1 protein-coding gene is annotated in these 1742 nt (G+C 41.3%); it reads right to left on the bottom strand.

Annotated features, from left to right (window positions below; genetic code table 11):
• Positions 1-198: 198 nt before the first annotated feature.
• Complete coding sequence (locus BZL41_RS27665) at positions 199-1440, bottom strand: hypothetical protein (RefSeq protein WP_143517991.1); 1242 nt, start codon at positions 1438-1440, stop codon at positions 199-201.
• Positions 1441-1742: the final 302 nt, after the last annotated feature.

Below are 1742 nucleotides of genomic sequence, written 5' to 3' on the forward strand. Positions count from 1 at the left end.
AATGGTGGCGCGCTCTTCGACGCTGAGTTCGGAATAAGACATAGGGGCAGCACCGTACCGGAAAGGTCAGGTGTTGCACTCAGTTTTTGCGGCCGCCGTCTTCAGTCTTAATGCTGTCGCAAAATTCCGGAGTGGCGGAATAGGTATTGCCCCCGTAGAGGGTGAGCGCGAGACCTACGCTGAGAAAGAAAATTGATTTCATTTTTTAGTTTTAAGATACTCACATTTAAGCCATTTTTCGATATTTTTTTCTGTGGCTGTCTTATAGCGCGTCAGATACCAGCATTCGTCTGAATCTGATGCAGAGTAATCTAGGAGTGTGACTTTATCGTTCTTTATTAAATACATCTTGGTTCGTGCTTTCTCTTCGGGGCTAGAATAAAGAGGCGCGCGCTCTACTGTAACCTCAGAAGTAAGTGGTTTCCGCTCCATGAAGTTAGCGGCATCTGAAACAAGTAATTTACTGCCATCTTTATGGAAAATCCTGCTAACTTGCTCACATCCAACACAACTATCGGAGAGTTCTATATTGATACCTCCTTGACTTATCTTATAGATATCTTCAAACCATTTTGCGCCGTCTCGATAGCTACTAACCAAATAATCCTGATACTTTTTGTAATTGCAAATCGGCCCCGGTTTTATTTCTAGGCGGGATAAGGTGCCTGAGTTCTCATTGTATTGATAGACAACTGAGCAACGATTGATAGAGCCTTCTACAGCGTTTGTGGCTACTAACTCAGGATGACTGCTTGATGTAATGTAATCTATTGAAAGCTCACTATACCCATCTTTTATATCGTTTATTAATAATTGGGGTAGACTAACTGGGGCGCATTGATCATCCTTGCACGCAACTATAGTACTTGGATTATGAGGGTCATTGAGTTTTAGTTCGACTCTGTTTTTGTTAGTAAAAGCAGGGCAAGAGATATCAAAAGTTTCCGGTATATTTGACAGAATGCCAATCTGATACCAAGCTGCTATGCTTTGGCTTTCACAATATTTTCCTTTCTGATCATCAAACACCGCTACAACATAATGCTCTACGGGGCCAGATATGTTTCCTGAAGATAAGGACATTTTGAATATGATGTCCGGCATCTCTTTTTTTCTAGCATGGCTGAGCTTGACACCATCAATAAACTTACAGTCTGGGTATAGAGATAGGGCTGCAATATCTCCTTCTCGGCTATAGGTATAGATTCGGCATTCATTTTGCGATTTGTTTATTAAGGCGCCTATATAGTTTGAATCCCCCCAGCGTATTACACCATCTTCTAATGAGGATATTTCATCCTTGGATATACTTTCATAGGTAGTGATTCTATTAATAATCTCAGCCGGAAAAGCTTTTTTTTCTATTTGTTTTGCTTCTTGTGCATTACTAGCAAAGGCGAATAGAGGTGCTATTGTTAGAAGGAGCGCTTTGTAATTCATGAGATTCTCGCATAATTGACTTGCATGTTTCCTCTTGGCGTTTCGAAGCTCTTTAGGTTTTCTTTATCTATAGAGTCACTTAAATATCTATAAATAAATTGCGCATAGGCTTGTCTATCCATATAGCCAAAGCTACCGCCATTTACAATCCTGCAAACTCTACCAACCGTTGTGGTGGTGTAGGCTTCATCGCATACCCGGTTTATTAACCAGGCAATCAAATACACGATCTAAGCTGCGTACTGTACGGGCGCATGCCTGAAATATGAAATAACCCGCTCCGGTGTCTTGGCCAAGAATGC

The sequence above is a fragment of the Pseudomonas sp. PIC25 genome (genome assembly GCF_002286785.1).
In the GTDB taxonomy this organism is placed as follows: domain Bacteria; phylum Pseudomonadota; class Gammaproteobacteria; order Pseudomonadales; family Pseudomonadaceae; genus Pseudomonas_M.